This is a genomic window from Exilibacterium tricleocarpae, from assembly GCF_007004655.1.
In the GTDB taxonomy this organism is placed as follows: domain Bacteria; phylum Pseudomonadota; class Gammaproteobacteria; order Pseudomonadales; family Cellvibrionaceae; genus Exilibacterium; species Exilibacterium tricleocarpae.
In genome coordinates this window covers 38,970-58,698 of record NZ_ML660106.1, presented here as the reverse complement: position 1 = coordinate 58,698, position 19,729 = coordinate 38,970, and the positions used below count along the sequence as shown (strand labels likewise).

General features: G+C 59.8%; 17 protein-coding genes and 1 pseudogene. 17 read left to right on the top strand and 1 reads right to left on the bottom strand.

Annotation, left to right across the window (positions count from 1 at the left end; genetic code table 11):
* Positions 1-189 precede the first annotated feature (189 nt).
* The 16 genes and pseudogenes from FKG94_RS23510 (at position 190) to FKG94_RS23440 (ending at position 17,143) form a co-directional block, all read left to right on the top strand.
* On the top strand, positions 190-1,446 hold the full coding sequence (locus FKG94_RS23510; protein WP_142929396.1) for a glutamate-5-semialdehyde dehydrogenase: 1,257 nt from the start codon (positions 190-192) through the stop codon (positions 1,444-1,446).
* Positions 1,447-1,551: 105 nt separating this feature from the next.
* Positions 1,552-2,247 (top strand): annotated as a pseudogene (gene nadD, locus FKG94_RS29055) (nicotinate-nucleotide adenylyltransferase); the annotation flags it as partial.
* 78 nt (positions 2,248-2,325) lie between these two features.
* Positions 2,326-2,667: a ribosome silencing factor gene (rsfS, locus tag FKG94_RS29050; protein ID WP_218943623.1), complete on the top strand. Its 342-nt coding sequence runs from the start codon at positions 2,326-2,328 to the stop codon at positions 2,665-2,667.
* The gene (gene rlmH, locus FKG94_RS23500; RefSeq protein WP_142929394.1) at positions 2,667-3,134 is read left to right on the top strand and encodes a 23S rRNA (pseudouridine(1915)-N(3))-methyltransferase RlmH; all 468 of its coding nucleotides are present in this window, start codon (positions 2,667-2,669) and stop codon (positions 3,132-3,134) included. The genes rsfS and rlmH overlap by 1 nt, the downstream gene beginning before the upstream one ends.
* 223 nt (positions 3,135-3,357) lie before the next feature.
* Positions 3,358-5,244 carry a penicillin-binding protein 2 gene (mrdA, locus tag FKG94_RS23495; protein WP_142929393.1) on the top strand — a complete coding sequence of 629 codons (1,887 nt, stop codon included), beginning with the start codon at positions 3,358-3,360 and terminating at the stop codon, positions 5,242-5,244.
* Positions 5,245-5,273: 29 nt separating this feature from the next.
* Positions 5,274-6,392 (top strand): rod shape-determining protein RodA, encoded by a 1,119-nt coding sequence (rodA, locus tag FKG94_RS23490; protein ID WP_142929447.1) that lies wholly within the window; start codon positions 5,274-5,276, stop codon positions 6,390-6,392.
* Between the two features lie 64 nt (positions 6,393-6,456).
* On the top strand, positions 6,457-7,506 hold the full coding sequence (gene mltB, locus FKG94_RS23485) for a lytic murein transglycosylase B (RefSeq protein WP_246125357.1): 1,050 nt from the start codon (positions 6,457-6,459) through the stop codon (positions 7,504-7,506).
* Positions 7,499-8,341, top strand: a complete 843-nt coding sequence (locus FKG94_RS23480) for a septal ring lytic transglycosylase RlpA family protein (protein WP_246125355.1) — start codon at positions 7,499-7,501, stop codon at positions 8,339-8,341. Before mltB ends, FKG94_RS23480 begins: the two co-directional genes overlap by 8 nt.
* Before the next feature lie 186 nt (positions 8,342-8,527).
* A complete protein-coding gene (locus FKG94_RS23475) occupies positions 8,528-9,694 on the top strand; it encodes a D-alanyl-D-alanine carboxypeptidase family protein (protein WP_142929392.1) in 1,167 nt (388 codons plus the stop codon).
* A gap of 15 nt (positions 9,695-9,709) precedes the next feature.
* Positions 9,710-9,982 (top strand): YbeD family protein, encoded by a 273-nt coding sequence (locus tag FKG94_RS23470; RefSeq protein ID WP_142929391.1) that lies wholly within the window; start codon positions 9,710-9,712, stop codon positions 9,980-9,982.
* A 25-nt stretch (positions 9,983-10,007) separates the two neighbouring features.
* Positions 10,008-10,673 carry a lipoyl(octanoyl) transferase LipB gene (gene lipB / locus FKG94_RS23465; RefSeq protein ID WP_142929390.1) on the top strand — a complete coding sequence of 222 codons (666 nt, stop codon included), beginning with the start codon at positions 10,008-10,010 and terminating at the stop codon, positions 10,671-10,673.
* Positions 10,674-10,942: 269 nt separating this feature from the next.
* The gene (gene lipA, locus FKG94_RS23460; RefSeq protein ID WP_142929389.1) at positions 10,943-11,926 is read left to right on the top strand and encodes a lipoyl synthase; all 984 of its coding nucleotides are present in this window, start codon (positions 10,943-10,945) and stop codon (positions 11,924-11,926) included.
* Positions 11,907-12,386: a GNAT family N-acetyltransferase gene (locus FKG94_RS23455; protein WP_179957780.1), complete on the top strand. Its 480-nt coding sequence runs from the start codon at positions 11,907-11,909 to the stop codon at positions 12,384-12,386. Before lipA ends, FKG94_RS23455 begins: the two co-directional genes overlap by 20 nt.
* Before the next feature lie 490 nt (positions 12,387-12,876).
* Positions 12,877-13,944 carry a DUF3080 family protein gene (locus FKG94_RS23450; protein WP_342779117.1) on the top strand — a complete coding sequence of 356 codons (1,068 nt, stop codon included), beginning with the start codon at positions 12,877-12,879 and terminating at the stop codon, positions 13,942-13,944.
* A gap of 250 nt (positions 13,945-14,194) precedes the next feature.
* Positions 14,195-14,755, top strand: a complete 561-nt coding sequence (locus tag FKG94_RS23445) for a hypothetical protein (RefSeq protein ID WP_142929386.1) — start codon at positions 14,195-14,197, stop codon at positions 14,753-14,755.
* Between the two features lie 324 nt (positions 14,756-15,079).
* Complete coding sequence (locus FKG94_RS23440; protein WP_142929385.1) at positions 15,080-17,143, top strand: thioredoxin domain-containing protein; 2,064 nt, start codon at positions 15,080-15,082, stop codon at positions 17,141-17,143.
* Between the two features lie 105 nt (positions 17,144-17,248).
* Here the strand turns inward: FKG94_RS23440 and FKG94_RS23435 are convergent, their stop codons facing one another.
* Positions 17,249-17,965 carry a glycerophosphodiester phosphodiesterase gene (locus tag FKG94_RS23435; protein WP_142929384.1) on the bottom strand — a complete coding sequence of 239 codons (717 nt, stop codon included), beginning with the start codon at positions 17,963-17,965 and terminating at the stop codon, positions 17,249-17,251.
* Between the two features lie 153 nt (positions 17,966-18,118).
* Between FKG94_RS23435 and FKG94_RS23430 the strand changes: the two genes are divergently transcribed.
* Complete coding sequence (locus tag FKG94_RS23430; protein WP_246125353.1) at positions 18,119-19,591, top strand: SLC13 family permease; 1,473 nt, start codon at positions 18,119-18,121, stop codon at positions 19,589-19,591.
* Positions 19,592-19,729 lie beyond the last annotated feature (138 nt).

Here is a 19,729-nt window from a genome sequence, read left to right as displayed (position 1 = left end):
TCTATTTAGGTCGTTGCCAACCGATCTGGGGTAGTACAGTGTGGGTTCAGCGGCCCGACCCCGCGCCGGACCCGCCGCAATCCCCACTGCTGCGAATATATAGCCGGGCATCCGCTAGCCCAATTCGGTTATAATGGCTGCCCTTATCAGTCTTTTTTGTCCGTTTTGACCCGCTTTCGGGAACCGAGTATGAGTGTAAAAGCCTATATGGCAGACCTGGGCCAGCGCGCCCGCCAGGCCTCCAGCACAATGGCGGCGGCTACCACCGAAACCAAGAACAACGCCCTGGCGGCCATCGCCGAACAACTGGATAACACCCGCGAACAGTTGCGCCAGGCCAATGGCGAGGACCTCGAGAGCGGTCGTGCCAATGGTCTGGAGCCGGCGCTGCTGGACCGACTGGAACTCACCCCCGCGCGTATCGACGATATGATTGAGGGACTGCGCCAGGTGGCGGCCCTGCCAGACCCCTGTGGTGAGGTCACCGACCTGCGCTATCGGCCCAGCGGTATCCAGGTGGGCAAAATGCGGGTGCCCCTGGGTGTGGTGGGCATTATTTATGAGTCCCGCCCCAATGTAACCATCGATGCGGCGAGCCTGTGCCTCAAATCCGGCAATGCCACCATACTGCGCGGCGGTAGCGAGGCGATAAACTCCAACCGCGCTATTGCCGGCTGTATCGCCCGGGGCCTGGAGGCGGTGAATTTGCCGGCGGATGCCGTACAGGTAGTGGAGACCACCGATCGGGCGGCTGTGGGAGAGCTTATAACGCTGGCGGAGTATGTGGATGTGATTGTGCCGCGCGGCGGCAAGGGGCTGATCGAACGTATCGCCCGGGACGCCAGGGTATCGGTTATCAAGCACCTCGACGGTATTTGCCACGTCTATATCGATGATGCCGCCGATTTGGCCAAGGCCCATGCCATTGCCTTGAACGCCAAGACCCATCGCTACGGTGTCTGCAACGCCATGGAAACACTACTGGTGGCCGCCTCCGTGGCCGCTGAGTGCCTGCCGCCGCTGGTGCAGGCTTATGGTGATAAAGGTGTTGAGCTGCGTGGTTGCAGTGCCACCCGAGAGCTTTTACCACAGGTGGCGGAGGCCACCGCGGCGGACTGGTCGACGGAATATCTGGCGCCGGTGCTGGCCATAAGAGTGGTAGCGGACCTGGAGGCGGCCATCGCCCACATCAACCGCTATGGCTCCCGGCACACCGACGCCATAGTGACCGAGGACTACAGTCGTGCCCGCCGCTTCCTGGCCGAGGTGGATTCCAGCTCCGTGATGGTCAATGCCTCGACCCGCTTTGCCGATGGCTTCGAATACGGCCTGGGCGCTGAAATCGGGATCTCCACGGATAAGATCCACGCCCGCGGTCCGGTCGGCCTTGAGGGGCTGACATCGCAGAAATGGATTGTCTTCGGCGACGGTCATATACGCCAGTGAATTGCTATAACCACGGTGCCGCCGTGCGCCGAGGATCGAACACAGGCAAGCGGACACTGTCTTGCCCCGGCTGTTGCCCTCAGTGCTGCGGGGTTTGCTGTTGTCATGGATGCCGCGGAGGGTGCCTGGGCGACGGGCAGAAAGGACCTTCCAGTGAATGCCCCGGATGGTCCCGTGACTAGGCGCCGCGCAATCGGGCTCTTCGGGGGTACTTTCGATCCAATCCATATCGGCCACCTGCGTATCGCGCTTGAGCTGCAGCAACACTTGCAGCTCGATCAGATGCGGCTGGTACCCTGCCACTTGCCACCCCATCGTCAATCCCCGGCGCGCAGCAGCCGGGACCGGGCCGCCATGGTGCGACTGGCGGTGGAAAACTGTCCCCAACTGACGGTCGACGAGCGGGAGCTGCGGCGCCGCACCCCTTCCTATACCATCGACACCCTGGTGGAACTGCGCCGCGAATTAGGTGAGCAGACGGCCCTGTGCCTCACCCTGGGTATGGACTCCCTGGTGCAGTTGGATACCTGGCACCGCTGGCGCGAACTGACCGACTATGCCCACCTGGTGGTCGCCGCCCGCCCCGGCTGGCAATTACCCGCGACCGGCCCGGTGGCGGCGCTGGTCGCCGGGCGCCTGGCCGCTGCCACGGCGATCCGCAGCCAGGCGGCGGGCCTGGTGGTGGTGGAGCAATTGAGCCTGCTGCCCATCTCGAGCACGGATATCCGCCGGCAGATAGTCGCCGGGAGCTCGCCCCAATACCTACTACCAGACCCCGTCTGGCGCTATATTTGTGAACATGGGCTGTACCCCGGGGCGGGCGCCACTGCGCGCCGCTCGCCCCCGCTTATCAGTCCGGCAATCAGCAAAGAGAGTCTTATGTCGAGTGAATTGAATCAAACCATTATTGACGCCCTTGAAGATGTCAAAGGCAAGGATATCGTGCGCCTCGATGTGCGCGAGCTGACCGACGTGATGGATACCCTGGTGATTGCCAGCGGCACTTCCAACCGCCATGTCAAGTCGCTGGCCTCTAACGTGGTGGACGAGGCCAAGGAAAAAGGGTTTCGCCCGATCGGCGTAGAGGGGCTGGAGGCGGCGGAATGGGTGTTGGTCGATTTCGGCGACACTGTGCTGCATGTGATGTTGCCCGCAACCCGGACGTTCTATGAGCTTGAGAAGCTCTGGTCGATGCAGCCGAGCCACCGCGCCGAAGACTGATGCGGATCAGAATCCTCGCCGTCGGCGGCAAGATGCCGGCCTGGGTGACCCAGGGCTACCAGGACTATGCCCGCCGCCTGCCGCGCGAGCTGGCGGTAGAGCTGGTGGAGCTGCCGTTGGGCACGCGCGGCAAAAATGCTGCAGTGCACAAGGCGGTCGCCCGGGAAGGCGAGCAGATGCTGGCCGCTGTGGCGGCCGCGGATCGGGTGATCGCCCTGGACGTGCGGGGCCGGGCCTGGTCAACGCCGCAGTTGGCAGAGCAGTTGGCGGGCTGGCGTATGGAGGGAGATAACTACAGTTTGCTGATTGGCGGGCCCGACGGCCTGGCGCCGGCCTGCCTGGCGCGGGCGGATATGAGTTGGTCGCTGTCGCCGCTGACGCTGCCGCATCCGCTGGTGCGGGTGCTGCTGATCGAGCAGTTGTACCGCGCTTGGACTATTTTGCAAAATCACCCCTATCACAAGTGAAGCGGTAAAAACGGCGCGCTGCGCTGTGAAACCTGGTTAACAGAGTTTATCGGAAAGCTGTATCGAAAAGCTTTGCCAAATGAAGGTTCGTTAACCAGTTCGCCATAATATTCGCCATATTGGTTGAAAAGTCGCTAAAATAACCGCAGTCTTGCCGATTAAACGGACGCTGACAAAAATGATGCTGCCCGGTACCCCGCATCCGGGATAAATATTTTACTCTATGCCAGAACCTCTGCACCTGAAAGACCACTCCCTGGAGGGGCGAATTTTCGCCTACCGGTTAGTCGTCGCCGCGGCATTGGTCATGGGGCTCTCCCTGTTGCTGGTGGCCCGTTTTTACAACCTGCAGGTAACCAATCACCAGGACTACGCCACCCAATCCGATCGCAATCGGGTGCACGTGCAGTCGATCCCGCCGATCCGGGGTTTGATCTACGATCGCAACGGCGTATTGCTGGCGGATAACCGGCCCAGCTATACCCTCTCCATCGTCAAGGAGCGGGTAGCCGATCTCGATACCACCCTGGCGTTGCTGCAATCGCTGGTGGAAGTCTCTCCCGGCGAGCGCGAGAATTTTGCCAAGCGCCTCAAGCAGCGGCGCCGGCCGTTTGAGGCGGTGCCCCTGCGCTATCGCCTCAACGAGGAGGAAATCGCCCGTATCGCCGTCAACGAGTATCGACTCGAGGGCGTCGAGGTGGAAGCGCAACTGGTGCGCCACTATCCGCTCGGCAGTCTGCTCGCCCACAGTGTCGGTTATGTGGGTCGTATCAGCGACCGCGAATTGAGCGCTTTCGACGAGGACCAGTATCGCCGCTACAGCGGCACCCACATCATTGGCAAGATCGGTCTGGAAAAACAGTATGAATCGGTGCTTTTGGGTGAGGTGGGCTACCAAAACGTTGAGACCAATGCCCGCGGGCGGGTGCTGCGGGTGCTGGAGCAAACCAGTCCCCGGCCCGGAAAAAATCTCAACCTGCATCTGGACATCGAGTTGCAGCGGGCCGGCTTCGCGGCCCTCGGCGATAACCGCGGGGCACTGGTGGCGATCGATGTGGCCAGCGGCGGTATCCTGGCCATGGTCAGCACCCCCAGTTACGACCCCAACCTGTTTGTTACCGGCATCAGTTACAAAGACTACCGGGAGTTGAATGAATCCCTCGATCTGCCGCTGTTTGACCGCGCGTTGCAGGGGCAGTATCCGCCCGGTTCCACCCTCAAACCGGTGTTGGGTCTGGGCGGCCTGCAGCACAAGGTGATCGATACCGAATTTGGGATCAACGATCCGGGTTTCTATCAGCTCGAGGGTGAAGAGCGGCTCTATCGCGACTGGACCTGGCGCAAGAAACGCGACGGCCACGGCAGCCATGTGGATTTGCATATGGCGATTCAACAGTCCTGCGACACTTTTTACTACGATCTCGCCTTCCGCATGGGCATCGATTTGATGCACCAGGTGGGCAGCGAATTCGGCCTCGGCCAGCGCACCGGGGTGGATATTCCCAGCGAGCGCGCCGGACTCTGGCCGTCGCGCCAGTGGAAACGCGGTGCGCGCGGCCTGCACTGGTTTCCCGGCGACAGCCTGAATGTCGGCCTCGGCCAGGGCGATGTGCTGACCACGCCGCTGCAGCTTGCCTCCATGACGGCAACCTTGGCCGCCCGCGGCGAGCGGCGGGCGCCGCGGCTGGTCAAAGCGGTGGACGGTATCGATGTGGTGCCCGGCGCGGTAAAAGGCGCGGTGGCTGACAGCCCCCACTGGGACTACGTGTTTAACGCCATGAAAGATGTGGTGCACAGCGCCCGCGGCACGGCCCAGGGCATCGGCCGCGGCGCCAAATATCTTATGGCGGGCAAGACCGGCACCGCCCAGGTGGTGGGCATAAAGCAGGGCGAAGACTACGACGAGGACGCGGTGGCCGAGCGCCAGCGTGACCACGCCTTGTTTGTCGGTTTTGCGCCCTACGAAGCGCCGGCCATCGCCGTCGCAGTGATCCTGGAAAATGCCGGCAGCGGTTCCGCCGCGGCAGCGCCTATCGCCCGCAATATGTTCGATGCCTTTATGGCGCAGGAAAACCGGGAACTGGCGGGCGTGCGGGAGGGTGAGGATTGAGCCCGGCCGGTCAGGACTTTTTGCGCCGCATGCCCGAGGCCAGCAGCGATCTGCGCCGCCCCCTGGGGCTGTGGCGGCGTATTCATGTCGACCCGCCGCTACTGCTGGCGTTGCTGCTATTGACCGGCTATGGCTTAGTGGTGCTCTACAGTGCCAGCGGTCAGAACCTCTATTATTTGCGGCGCCAGATGGTCTTTTTTGTCATAGCCTACTGCATGATGTTCACCGTGGCGCAGGTGCGCATGCATGTGCTGGAGCGCTGGGCCCCCTGGCTGTATCTGGGCGGTGTCGGGCTGCTGGTGCTGGTGCTGTTTTTCGGCACCGGCGCCAAGGGCGCGCAGCGCTGGCTGAGCCTCGGGGGCTTCCGTTTCCAACCCTCGGAAATACTCAAGCTGGCGGTGCCCATCGCCGTGGCCACCTACCTGGCGCAACGCATTCTGCCGCCGCGGTTCAAACACGTGATCTGGACGCTGATGCTGATCCTGATTCCCACGGCGCTGATCATGCGGCAACCGGATTTGGGCACTTCCCTGTTGATTGCCGCATCGGGTCTGATCGTGTTGTTTTTCGCCGGTCTGCCCTGGGGTTACATGTTTGGCGCATTGGGCACCCTGGTGGTCGGCTCCTGGCCGATGTGGCAGTTCGTGCTGCGCGATTACCAGAAGCAGCGTATTCTGACCCTGTTGAATCCGGAGGCGGACAAACTCGGGGCCGGCTGGAATATTATCCAGTCAAAAACAGCGATCGGCTCCGGCGGCCTCGACGGCAAGGGCTGGCTCAACGGCACCCAGTCGCAACTGGACTTTTTGCCCGAGGGGCACACGGACTTTATCATCGCGGTGCTGGCCGAGGAGTTCGGCCTGGTCGGTGTGCTGGTGCTGATGGCACTTTACCTGTGGGTCATCGTGCGCGGTTTGACGATCGCCTTCAATGCGCAGGATACGTTCAGTCGCCTGCTGGCCGGCAGCGTGACCATCACGTTTTTCGTCTACGTGTTCGTCAATATGGGAATGGTTGCCGGAATGCTGCCGGTAGTGGGGGTGCCGCTGCCGCTGGTCAGCCACGGCGGCACCTCGATTGTCACCATGATGATGGGCTTTGGCTTGCTGATGGCGATCGGAACTGAACGCCGCCGGGGGACTCAATAAAGGCTGAAGCGGGATTTGTAAGGAGTTTGGTAAATAACGGAGCAGACTGGGGGGAGTTGTACTGGTGTTTTATTTATTGTCTTTGCGGGTGGCGCGCGCCGGGGGCGGCGGTTTAACGGGTATGTTGGCATTGGCGTGTTGGTTTTTTTCCTCCGCCGTGGCGGCGTCGGAAAATTACGGTGATCATCCCCGCGCCCGGGCGTTGATCGAAGAGCTGGCGACAGAGCACAACTTCGACAGCGCCGACCTCACCAGAATTTTCGGCCAGGCACAGAAAAAACAGGCGATCCTGGATGCCATTGCGCGGCCGGCGGAAAAGACCAAACCCTGGAAGGACTACCGCGCGATTTTTCTGACCCCGTCGCGTATCGACAAGGGTGTGCAGTTCTGGCGCGACAATCGCGCGGTACTGGAGCGCGCCCACGACAGCTATGGCGTGCCGCCGGAGATCGTCGTGGCGATTATCGGCGTGGAGACCCGTTACGGGCGCAACACCGGCAGTTACCGCGTCATCGATGCGCTCTCGACACTGGCCTTTGATTACCCCAAACGGTCGCCGTTTTTCACCAGGGAGTTGAAGCACTTCCTGCTGTTGACTCGCGAGCAGCAACAGGACCCGCTGGCGTTAAAGGGGTCCTACGCCGGTGCCATGGGGTACGGGCAGTTTATGCCGTCCAGCTATCGCGCCTACGCGGTGGATTTCGACAATGACAAGTTTGTCGATATCTGGTCCAATACCACTGATGCCATCGGCAGTGTAGCCAATTATTTCAAGCGCCACGGCTGGCAAAGTGACGCCGCGGTGGTAGCGCGGGCGCGCATCAGCGGCGACTATGATCGCGAGCCGGTGAATCAATCCCTGAAACCTACCCATACGGTGCAGCAACTGGCGCAGTTGGGGTTTAGTTCAACCGTCGAGCACGATCCCGAGCAACCGGCGACGATTATGAAACTGCAGGGTGAACACGGCGCCGAGTTCTGGATCGGGTTGAAAAACTTCTATGTGATCACCCGCTACAACCGCAGCCGACTCTACGCGATGGCGGTATATCAGCTCAGTGAGGCGATAAGAGTGAAAGCACAGACTGAAAAAGTGGCTGCAATCATTGAATAGGAAAACAGACAAGACCGTGTCCGCGCCGCTGCCGCGGGCAATCCGCCTATTGGCGCTGGCCGGCGTGCTGGCGCTGTCCGGTTGTATCAGTGCGCCTCTGCAAGTTCCCAAGCCGGAACCCAAGGACGGCGGACCGCCGCAACCGGTGGATGTTTCCGGGGTGAAAGACGCGGTGCCGCGGGTCGAGCGCCGCACCCGCGCCGGCAACAGCAGCCCTTACACGGTATTGGGAAACACCTATCATGTACTGAAAAGCAGCCACGGTTTTCGACAAACGGGTATCGCCTCCTGGTACGGCACCAAGTTTCACGGCAGAACCACTGCCAACGGTGAGACTTATGATATGTACGCGATGACCGCCGCCCATAAATCACTGCCGATCCCGTCCTATGTGCAGGTGAAAAATCTGGAAAACGGCCGCAGCGTCGTGGTGCGTGTCAATGACCGCGGGCCTTTCCACGGCGATCGCATCATCGATTTGACCTATGCGGCGGCGGCCAAGCTCGGCTTTGTCGACCAGGGTATTGCCAAGGTCGAGGTGGTGGCGCTCGAAGCGGATCCGCAGCTCGCGGGTAGTGCGGCGGCAATACCCTCAGATGCCGTGAGACAACCGTTTCTGCAGGCGGGGGCTTTCGGCTCCCAGTCTGCGGCGCTGGCACTGCGCCAGCGGCTGACCAAACTCACCGCCTTGCCGGTCACGGTAAAGCGGGGCGCGACGGGCGATTCTCTCTACCGGGTGCATATCGGGCCGATTACCGACAGCGGCTATATGCGCAAGTTGAAAACCCGCCTGCAACAGCAACAGCGGGTATCGGCCCACGTGGTATATGAGTGATCACGCCTGCGCAGGCGGGGTAGGTGAGCCCCCGAGTTCCTGTTAAACTAGCGCCACTTTCAGTTTTCAGTTGTCAGTTGTCAGTTGTCAATACACGCAAGCATCATCCACACAAACATCAATAGACGCTTTCCTTTACCTATGTTCAAGTCTGCGAACCCGACGCCAACACGATTTAATGAGTTTATGGGCAACCTTGCCGGACTCAAAAGCCGCCTGCTTCTGCTCGGGGTCGGCGCCTTGCTCAGCGCCCTCGCCGAGGCGCGCCAGACGCTTATTCCGGCCCCGCCGCAGTTGACCGCAACCGGGTACCTGTTGGTGGATGCCGACACCGGCAAGGTGCTGGTGGAACACAATGCCGACGAGCGCCTGCCGCCGGCAAGCCTGACCAAGATAATGACCAGCTACCTGGTAGCGGCGGAAATTTACGGCGGCAATATGCGCAAGGACGAAACGGTGCGCATCAGCGTCAAGGCCTGGCGTATGCGCGGCTCGAAGATGTTTATCCGCGAGGGCACCGACGTCCTGGTAGCGGATTTGCTGCGCGGTATGATCATTCAATCGGGTAACGATGCCAGCGTCGCCCTGGCCGAGCATGTGGCCGGCAGTGAAGAGGCGTTTGTGGATGTGATGAACCAGCAGGCGGCGCTACTGGGCATGACCAACACGACCTATAAAAATTCCACCGGCTGGCCGGCCGAGGACCACCTTACCACCGCCCGGGATCTGTCGCTGTTGGCCCGGGCGTTGATCAATGACTACCCCGAGCACTACAAGATATACTCTGAGAGGTATTTTGCCTACAACGATATCAACCAACCCAACCGCAACCGGCTGCTGTTTCGCGACAGCAGCGTAGACGGCATGAAAACCGGTCACACTGAAGCGGCGGGGTTTTGCCTGGTTTCGTCGGCGCGAAAAAATGGTATGCGCCTGATTGCGGTAGTGATGGGTACGCGGTCTGAGGAGGCGCGGGCCGCGGAGTCGCAAAAACTGTTGACCTATGGTTTTCGCTATTACCAGACCCACAAGCTATACAGTGCCGGCGATGTGTTGAACCGGTCCCAGGTCTGGGCGGGAACGGCGGACGAGGTTGAATTGACCGTCGCTGAGGACGTTTTTCTGACCATTCCCCGCGGCGCCCAGGATACCCTGAAGGCGGAAATGTTTATCGACGACGTCATCAAGGCGCCGCTGAAAAAGGGGCAGGAGTTGGGTAACGTAACGGTGCATCTCGAAGACGAATTGCTGGTGGACATCCCGCTGGTGGCCCAGCAAGTGATCGAGGAGGGGGGCTTTTTTGCCCGCCTGTGGGATGCCGTGCGCCTGTTTTTCTTTAAATTGTTCAACTGAGGCTGGAGACGCGCGATGAGCGACCCGCAGGCGCCGAGAATCGAGTTTCCCTGCCCGGACTATCCGGTCAAGGTGATGGGTGATGCGGGCCGTGACTTTATTGACTTTGTATTGAGCGCCACCGAACGCCACGCGCCCGGTTTTGATCGCGACAAAGTCAGTGTGCGCGACAGTCGCAACGGTCGCTACCAGTCGGTTACCGTTTTTATCACTGCTCAGGGTGAGGCCCAGTTGCAGGCCCTGTTTGAGGACCTGAAAACCAATCCCAAACTGAAAATGGTGCTGTAAGCATCGGTTTTAAGTACCAATGGCAATGACGGCATCGGACACTCTCCTAGTAAGGCGCCTGGGTTCGCAGGACTACCGCCGCTGCTGGCAGCGGATGCTCGACTTTACCGACAGTCGCGGTAGTGATGACCGCGACGAGCTGTGGTTGCTGCAACACCCCGCCGTGTTTACCCAGGGCCAGGCCGGCAAAGCGGAACATCTGCTGGCCCCCGGTGCGATTCCCGTGATTCAGGCCGACCGCGGCGGTCAGGTGACTTACCACGGTCCCGGGCAACTGGTGGCCTATGTGCTGGTGGACCTGCGGCGGCGCCACCTGGGCGTGCGCGAGCTGGTTACCCGGCTGGAGCAGACGTTGGTGGATACCCTGGCGCACTATGATATCGACGGGTTTGCCCGCGCTCAGGCACCGGGCGTCTATGTGGGCAGTGTCGGGGCACCGCGCAAGATCGGCTCTTTGGGTTTGCGGGTCAGGCGCGGTTGCAGTTTTCACGGCCTTAGTCTAAATGTGGATATGGACCTGTCGCCGTTTGCGCGGATTAACCCCTGTGGTTATGCGGGCATGAAGATGACCCAGATTAAAGACATGGTCGATATCGATCGAGAACTCGATTTTATGCAGGTGGAGAGGTATATTATCGAGCATTTCATTAACCGCATGGGTTATATCGATAGCGTCTATCTTGATGGATAGAGCCTGGTGGATGGTTCCCGGTGAGTTGCTTCCGGTGAGTTGCTTCCGGTGAGTTGCTCCCGGTGAGTAGTTTCCGGTGAGTAGTTTCCGGCGAGCAGTTTTCGGTGAATGGTCTCCGACAGGTAACTCCGGATAGAATAGTCTTGGATGAGCGGTGCTTGCATCTGCCCCGTTAGTTAGCCGGCAGGTAGTTTACCGCCACCCGTTAAATGGTTATCCGTATCGATTGACCGGGATTTTCCCAGCAGTGCCTTCGAGAGTCAGCGCCGATGTCCAATACCCCCGAATTGTCCCCCGTAAAGCGCACCCGGCGTCACCAGCGCGGTGAAAAACTCCGCGACGGTGATAAAGTCGAGCGTATCCCCGTCAAAGTGATACCCACAGAGGACCTGCTGCGCAAGCCGGATTGGATTCGGGTCAGGATGCCGGTGTCGCCGGAGGTAGAGCGGATTAAAAAAATCCTGCGCAAAAATTCGCTGGCGACCGTATGTGAAGAGGCCTCCTGTCCGAATCTGGGCGAGTGCTTCAGCGGCGGCACCGCGACCTTTATGATTATGGGTGAAATCTGCACCCGCCGCTGTCCGTTTTGCGATGTGGGCCACGGTAAACCCAATGCGCTGGATGCCGGGGAGCCGGCACACCTGGCCGGCGCGATTGCGGAAATGCGTCTCAACTATGTGGTGATTACCTCGGTCGACCGCGACGATCTGCGCGATGGCGGGGCGCAGCATTTTGCCGACTGCATTCGCGAGGCGCGCCGGCTGTCGCCCAATCTGGAGGTGGAAATCCTGACGCCGGATTTTCGCGGGCGCATGGATGTGGCTCTGGATATTCTCGAGCGCGAGCCGCCGGATGTGTTTAATCACAACCTGGAAACTGTGCCCCGGCTTTACCGCCAGGCGCGCCCCGGCGCCAATTACCGCTGGTCGCTGAAGTTGTTGCAGGACTATAAGTCGCGCAGGCCGGACGTGCTGACCAAATCCGGCCTGATGGTGGGGCTCGGAGAAACCAAGGAGGAAATCCTTGAAGTGCTTGAGGATATGCGCGAGCACGATATCGATATGCTGACCATTGGCCAGTATTTGCAGCCGTCGCGGGACCATCTGCCTGTCAGTCGCTATGTGCACCCCGATGAGTTCGAAGAGTACACAGCGGCGGCCGAGGCGCTGGGATTCAAGCGTGCCGCCTGCGGACCGCTGGTGCGCTCGTCTTACCACGCCGACAAGCAGGCCCATGGAGAAAAAGTCAGCTAGGCTGTCGATTGCCCCCCTGCGGCGCTACCCGCAGGCCGTCGCTTTGCTCGCCGGATGGCATCAGAGCCAAGAGCGGCAGCCGGGCGGCGTTGCGGTCCGGCGCGCATACGAACAAAAACTGCGCGACCATCTTCACCCCGGGGCCGTGCCCCAGACATTTGTTGCCTGTGCCGGCGGCGAGGTGATCGGCTCGGTCAGCCTGGTGTTGTACCGGCGCCGCACTGCGCCTGCGGCCACTCCCTGGCTGGCCAATCTGTTTGTGCGCGAGGACTGGCGCCAGCGAGGTGTCGGGGCCACCATGGTGCGGTTTGTACAGGAGTATGCCCGCCGCCAGGAGGTTGATCGGCTGTATCTGGTAACGACGGACCGGGCGCCTTTTTATCGGCGCCGGGGCTGGGAGGTAGTGCGCCGTGCCTGTTGGCGTGGTCGGGCCGTAGATATAATGTCGGTGAATTTGTAGCGTTGTGGGTATGCGAAACCGGTTTGGTCCAGCGCAGGTAAAATATAAATTGGCTTGGTCGGGTACGGGTAAAAAATTGCTGTCTTAGATTTTAACCATTGTACTAATGTTATTCGTTGTAGGCGTCTACTTGTGCTTCAAACGACTACTTTTGGCAATGTTGATGGTGATGGATGCACTTAAGCGAAGGTGTGCCAATCGACTGGTCTGCCTCTGGGTGGTGCATTCAGAAACACGTCGTGAACCCGTCCATGGGGACTCGCCTAAAGCGCCTGCTTCTGGTCCCGACAGCATCCCTGCTGTCGAGAGTTTCTGAATGCACTACCCTGAGGCAGACCTACCCCCGGTATTCTTAATCAGGATTGGTGGCGCTGGAATGGGGAGCGATAAATAGTTGCAAATCTTTTTAAGTACCACCAACAGTAGACGCCTGAGCAAGTGCTACGAACCACCGTTAGTCACTGCAGATAGTCAAGTGCAAACCAATATCATGCCGAAGTTTTACTGTTTGTTGCTGACCTTTTTTTTCATGACGGCGTGCAGCGACCGTAATTCCTCAGGTGCGCTATTCGAAAACTATCACTATCGAATGTCTAACATTACCGGTAGTGATATAGCCCCCGATGCGTCGATCGACCCTCCCGCCTATCCCTCCAGGCGCCAGTTGGCGGCGCCGATACCGGCAGTGAAAATTGATCTATTGGAATATCTTCGGCTCTCTCCCTGCGACTTGCAGCGCCTGATCGGCAAACGCAACAGCGGCCTGGGAAAAGTGATGGAAACTTCCCAGCGCCTGATCTATGAAATCGAGTTTATTCGACTGTCTGACCAGTGTCTGGAGTTGCTGCGCGAAACCGATGCAGACAGTCAACTGCAACAAAAGCTCCAGCAGGCTGTCGACGCCAAGCGGCAACACCTGCCGGGTGTTGCCTGGAATGCTACCTTTGCCGGTGCGGAATTCAATCGGTTTTTTTCCGTTGCCGCCGTATCCGTCGACGTCGAAGCGGTGCGGGTGCGGCCCAATTTGTTGTTGGAAAGCCTGGGGCGTCTGCATAACCGGCTGGCGCCGCTGGCGCAGGCAACAGGTGTCGAGGGCATCGAACAGGAGCTGGCGGTGATAGGTTCGGAGAAATACGGTGGCCGTTTGCTGCGCTCGCTGGCGCAGGCGGAGAGTTATCTGCGCGCTGTCAATCTCGCCATCGACGCCCGTCTGGCGCAGGGGCCGCTGTGTTTTAATCAACGTGCCAATCGACGCGCAGAAATCTGGCAAAACGTTTTTTATAAATATTATATCGGCCAGGTGCAACCTTACCTCGCGGCTCTGCACCAGCGTACTCGCGGACTGGTGCAGGTCGTCGAACCGCTCTTACAAGTTTTTGCGCCACCGCCCGCTGCCTTTGCCGATTACTGGCGCGCCAGCTTCAGCCTTGACGACGATGCCAGTGTGTTGCGACGTTTCGAGCGGGCACTCGATCGCCATACGCGCCTGTGGCAGGATGTTTTAAACCAGTGCGGTATGATGCCCGGCAGCGAATCGACCACTCACAAGCCCGTTTGAACGGCGGCGATCGTTTGACGCCATCCGCTGTCTGCTTAATTTACAGCCTTCGGCCTGAGTCTCGCTTACAGTCTTTTACAGTGTCCTGGTTTTTTCGATTTTTGCCGTTGATTTTATTGAAAATTTTTTATGCATAACAAGACTTTTGTTATGTGAATTTAGCATGCGATACAGCAATAAACTTTCATGACAAGCCTGTTTTTTTCCACAATAATCCCCGGACCTAACACAGTGAAAAGAGGACCTGAGAATGAAAAAAACAACGGCGAAAAAAAACAGAATGTCCATGCTTTTAACCGGTTTGCTGCTGGCCTGGTCTGGCTTGAGTATGGCTACCGATCCCTTCGGCGAGGGCGATGATGTCAATTGCGACAGTTTTATGGCGCCGCCGACTCCGGTTATATCGGGTAGTCGGGCGATAGTCGGCTGGCACGGTGCATCCGATTGCGTGATTGGCGATATCGACGGACTCTGGCGGATACCCGCTATCGCCAACCGGGGCTATTGGGAAAAAGTAAGTATGCGTTTTGAGTGCGACGGTACCGCGGGCGGCAGCCAGCAGGTTACAGTAAATGTTGGCAGTGTGAGCGCTTACTGGGACGATCAGGATTCCGGTTCGAGCACCAAGTTTTTCAGTCCCTGGGCGCACACCGGTTCGCTTCGGGTCAGTTTTGACAAGTCCGCATACCCGGCCCGCAGTTGCGAAGACTTTGAGGTTTCGGTGAAAGCCTATTACCAGTTCGGCACGCCCCCCGATGGCGAAGAGTGTGAAGAGGAGAGTGATGAGTGCGAGAACGAAGATGACGGTTAAATACCCCGCGGCAATGCCGATTGCTATCGACCGGGAAACGCCGGGCCGACAGGCGCATGGGGGTAAACTGAAATCCGAGTAGGCGACCAGGGTGGAAACCTGGCCATGTGATTTGATGACAAGACCCGGACCGCATGGATGCGGTCCTTCTTTGACTGCTTTCCCGCTCCCTGATAAGCACAGGCTGAACCCGATAATATCATCGCATTTCGTCGGGCTTTAACAACCTCGCCAGCCGTTGAGACAATCCTGTATGATGGTATGAGCCGGCCTCTAAGGCAGTGGCCTGAATCCCCGAATTTCCCTGTGCGAGGCAGTGGTTTTATGGCGATACAATCGAACCGTCTGGGTGTACAGACGAGTCCCTACCTGTTGCAGCACAAGGATAATCCCGTCGCCTGGCATCCCTGGGATCAAGAGGCCCTGGACCTCGCCCGCCGCGAGGATAAACCGATCCTGCTGTCGATCGGTTATTCCGCCTGCCACTGGTGCCATGTTATGGCACACGAGTCATTTGAAGACGCCCGCACGGCGGCGTTGATGAATCAGTTATTTGTCAATATCAAGGTCGACCGGGAAGAGCGCCCCGATCTCGATGATATCTATCAGACCGCGCACCAGCTCCTGACCAATCGGGTGGGCGGCTGGCCACTGACCCTGTTTTTGTGTCCGCAAACCCAACTGCCGTTTGTGGCCGGCACTTACTTTCCCAAAACCAGCCGCGGCGGGCAGTTCAGTTTTCAGGAAGTGCTGGCGCGGGTGAGTGAGTTTTACCGTCAGCAAAAAACCGAACTTGATGATTTGAAAGCGCTGGTAAAAAAAAGCTACGCCAAGCTTGCACACCGCGATGACACCGGCGAGCCGCAGACGCTGACGCCGGCGCCCCTCGAGCAGAGCATCGAGCTGCTGCTCAAACAGGCGGACCCGGTTAACGGCGGCTTTGGCGGCGCACCCAAGTTCCCGATGCCGGCCAACCTGGAGCGCCTGCTGGTTGCCGCCCGGCGCGAGGGCAGCGCGCACGCCGGCGAAGCGCGCCGGCACTTGATACTAAGTCTGAACGCTATCGCCCTGGGTGGGATATACGATGTGATCGGCGGCGGTTTTTTTCGCTACGCCACCGACGCCAATTGGTCAGTACCGCACTTTGAAAAGATGTTGTACGACAACGGCCTGCTGCTGGGTGTCTACGCCGCTGCCTGGGCCGACACCGCCGAACCTTCATATGAACAGGCGATGCGGGGTGTGGCCGACTGGGTTCTGTTGCAAATGCGGGCACCGCAAGGCGGCTTTTACAGTGCGCTCGACGCCGACAGCGAGGGCGAGGAGGGCGGCTATTATCTGTGGTCCATCGGCGCCATCAAGGGTTTGGTAACAGACGCGGAGTACGCCCTGTTGGAGCTGTTTTTCAACCTGACTGAACCGCCCAATGTCTCCGGCCGCTGGCACCTGCATCCCGTGCAAAGCTGGCCGGAGCTGGTGGCGGCAAGCGGTCTGGGTGAGGAGCGGGCACGGGCGTTGTTTTTGAGTGGCCGGGAAAAACTTGCCCGCGCCCGGGCGCGCAGAAGCCTGCCCGGTCTCGACGATAAAATTCTCTGCGGCTGGAACGGTTTGATGGTTCGCGGCCTGGCCCTGGCGGGGCGGGTACTGGGCGACGACGATTACCTGGCGGCGGCGCAACGGGCGATCGACTTTGTGCGCGGACACCTGTGGGCCGAGCGCCGTCTGTTTGCCACCTGGCAACAGGGCGAGGCCAGGTTCGCAGGCTATCTGGACGACTACGTCTTTATTATGGATGCGCTGCTGGAGCTGTTACAGGCGCGCTGGCGCGATGAGGACTACCGGTTTCTGATCGACCTGGCGGAGGCGACGCTGGCCAACTTCGAGGATGGCGAACACGGTGGCTTTTTCTTTACCGCTCACGACCACGAGCAACTGATCCACCGCAGTAAACCGTTGCACGACAATGTAACACCCTCGGGTAACGGTATTGCCGCCAAGGTGTTCGGTCGCCTCGGCCACCTGGCGGGTGAACCGCGCTATCTCGATTGTGTCGAGCGCACCTTGCAGAGTGCCTGGGCCAGCATCAACCGCCAGCCGGACGCCCATCACAACCTGTTGCTGGCATTGGCGGAGTGGCACAGTGCGCCGCCGCTGGTGATGCTGGCGGGCGATGATGCGCTTACGGACTGGCAACGGCAAATTCAGCGGCGCTCTGGCGATCGGGTGCCCTGTTACCGAATTCCGCCAGCGTCTTCGCTACATCCCGCCACCGCTTCGGCGTTGCCGCACAACCACGGTTTGGTTTGTGTGGGGCAGAGATGCCTGGCGCCGCAGGAGACTCTGGCCGGACTGCTGGAACAGTTGAGTGAAGAGGTAAAGTGTCTTTAAAAAAACAGGCGTTGACAGTAACCGGCGCCAGTTCGCCACCAGAGCACTCGATCTTGTCGCTGTCAGTGCCGGGAAGGTCTTTAACCCGGATGGAGAGCGGCCGCCTCAATCCGGGTTTATTTTCAACAACAGCGCCGGCTCATCGGTAAACACCCCGTCCACCCCCATAGCCGCCATGTTTTGCATATCATCAACGGCGTTGACCGTGTAAACCCACACTTTCAAACCGCGGTTGCGGGCATCATCCACCAGGGCCCGGCTGATGCAATCGATACTGGGGTGAAAACTATAGGCGTCGATCGCCTCGCAGCAGGCGGCGTAGTCGAGGGGAATACCCGCGGTCAGAACCCCGCGTTTTACCGCCGGCAGTTGTTGCTTGAGGTCAAAGAGCTGGCGATGATCGAAACTGGAAATAATGTAGGGTTCGAGTGAGCCGCCGCTATCGGCTGTAAAAGCGGCCAGCGCAGCGGCGGTTGCGGCGGCGCAGTCGCTGCCTTTGAGTTCAATATTCAGTGTTACGCGACCGTCGACCAGTTGCAGCACTTCCTCCAGCGTCGGTATTTGAATGTCGCCGGGCAGCCGCACCGCCCGCAGCGCCGCCGGTGATTGTTCGATCAGTCTGCCGCTGCCGGGTATCTGTTTGCCCAGGCGGCGGTCGTGAGTCACCAGCAGGGTGCCGGCGATATGCCAGACGTCTATCTCAATGGCGTCGACCCCCAGCGCCAGGGCGCGGGCGATCGCCGGCAGGCTGTTTTCCGGCGCATCGGCGTGGGCTCCGCGGTGGGCGATACACGCCAGGCGGCGGCTTAGCAGTGAGGACATGGGTGCTTCCCGTTGGGTATTTTGAGTATCAGTCTGCAGTGTAGATGAGAGCGGGCCACGGTGTACATTCTCGCAGGCTTGGTTATATTAGGCGCTGTTTATTCACCGGCAGCGCTGAGCCGCCGCACTGACGCCGTACCCATGACTGAGCCTATGTCTAAAAACGATAAGTCTAAAAACGATAAGTCTAAAAACGATAAGCCCGATAATTCCAACGACCACGATAATAACGACATTAACGATCATCGCCCTGACAGGATAAGAGCCATAGCGCTCTGGGTCGGGCCGGTATCCGGGGCTTTGCTGGCGCTGGCGATGGATCAGTACGGCTGGCAGCGCGAGGCCTGTCTCGCCGGGGGCATGACCCTCTGGTGTGCGGTCTGGTGGATGCTGGAGCCGGTGCCGATTCCGGCCACCGCCATGATTCCCCTGGGGTTGTTTCCGCTGCTCGGCGTCCTCGATGGCGAGCAGATCGCCCAGGCCTACGGCAATCCGCTGATTCTGCTGCTGATGGCGGGGGCCATACTGTCCAAGGCGATGGAGAAGAGCGGCGCCCACCGCCGTCTGGCCATCGGGATGGTCAATCTATTCGGCGGCAGTAACAGCCGCAACCTGGTCATGGGTTTTATGGGGGCCGCTGCCGTGTTGTCCATGTGGATTTCCAACACCGCTACCACCCTGATGCTGCTGCCGGTGGCGCTGGCGGTACTGGAGAAGACCCGCGACCAGCGTCTGGCGGTACCGCTGCTGCTCGGTATCGCCTACGCCGCCAGTATCGGCGGCCTGGGCACGCCGATCGGTACGCCGCCGAATGTCATTATGATGAATGTCTATACGGAAAATACCGGGGTGGAAATCGGCTTTATGCAGTGGATGGGCTGGGCCATGCCGGTGGTGATCCTGCTGTTGCCGGCCGCGGCCCTGTGGTTGACCCGCGGGCTCGGCGATTGTGAACCCATCGAGCTGCCGGTGGTGGGGCGCTGGCAACCGGCCGAGCGGCGGGTGCTGGTGGTCTTCGCGTTGACGGCGCTGGCGTGGATGACGCTGCGGGAACCGTTCGGCGGCTGGACCGCCTGGCTGGGCCTGCCCCAGGCCAACTACGCCGCGGTGGCCATGGCCGCGGCCCTGGTGCTGTTTGCCGCTCCCGACGGGCGCGGCGGCCGGCTGCTGGATTGGGAGACGGCCAGCACCATCCACTGGGGCGTGCTGTTGTTGTTTGCCGGTGGTATCGCCATCGCCAAAGCGTTCGTGGCGACCGGTATCAGCCAGTCCCTCGGCGAGGCGCTGGGTGGCCTGACGACGCTGCCGCTGTTGCTGGTGATACTAACCATCTGCCTGGGGGTGATGTTCCTGACCGAGATCACCAGCAATACCGCCACCACCACGTTATTGATGCCGATACTGGCGGCGGCGGCCCTGGGCGCCGGTATGGAGCCGGTACTCCTGATGGTGCCGGCGGCCCTGAGTGCCAGTTGCGCGTTTATGTTACCGGTGGCCACGGCGCCTAATGCCATAGTGTTCAGCAGCGGGCGATTTGCCGTAAAGCGTATGGCGCGCGAGGGTCTGGGACTGAATTTCATCGCCGCCGGTCTGGTGGCTTTGATATGTTGGCAAGTGGTGGGCTGAGGGAGCCTGCCGGCGCCTGTGAGTACAATCGACTTTAGAGTCGAGGTAATAAATGTATTACTTTAACTTAGGTGGTTGTGTGTTATTTATACACTCTGGTAATATCTGCCGATCTTACTGGCTGCTGGCATTTTGAAC